General features: G+C 47.2%; 1 protein-coding gene. It reads right to left on the minus strand.

The features are described from left to right. On the minus strand, positions 1-742 hold a 742-nt coding region (locus A3756_RS20490), incomplete at both ends, for a thiamine pyrophosphate-dependent enzyme (protein WP_255376528.1).

A 742-nucleotide genomic window follows, 5' to 3' on the forward strand; every position in this document is an offset into this window, starting at 1 on the left:
TCTTAAACTGATTGCGGAAATCAATTACAACCTGAGTAGCAAACAAAACAGCTTCGGGGTCATCACCATTTACATGCAAGATTGGCGCTTCGATCATCTTTGCAACGTCGGTACAATACTCTGTTGAGCGCGTGTCTTCACGCTTATTGGTGGTAAAGCCAACCTGGTTATTAATAATAATATGTACGGAACCACCCGTACCATAACCACGAGTTTGTGACATCTGGAAGGTTTCCATCACCACACCCTGACCTGCAAACGCAGCATCGCCATGCATGATAATAGGTACGACAGAATCCCGACGCTCATCTTCCCTTCTACCCTGGCGCGCTCGAACCGAGCCTTCAACAACCGGAGAAACAATCTCAAGATGTGAGGGGTTAAACGATAAGGCTAGATGCACTTCGCCACCTGGCGTCATCACATTCGATGAAAAGCCCTGGTGGTATTTAACGTCACCGGAACCAATATCATGGAGTTTTTTACCGTCAAACTCATCGAACAAGTCTTTCGGGTTTTTACCAAGCGTATTCACCAAAACGTTTAGGCGACCACGGTGAGCCATACCTATAACGATTTCTTTAGCACCATAACCACCGGCACGCTGAATCAGCTCATCCATCATCGGGATCAGACTTTCACCACCCTCCAAGCCAAAGCGTTTGGTACCTGGGTAACGAGAGCCAAGATATTTTTCTAAGCCTTCTGCTGCTGTTAAACGCTCTAGCAGATGGTAGCGCGT

This window comes from Oleiphilus sp. HI0086 (assembly GCF_001635225.1).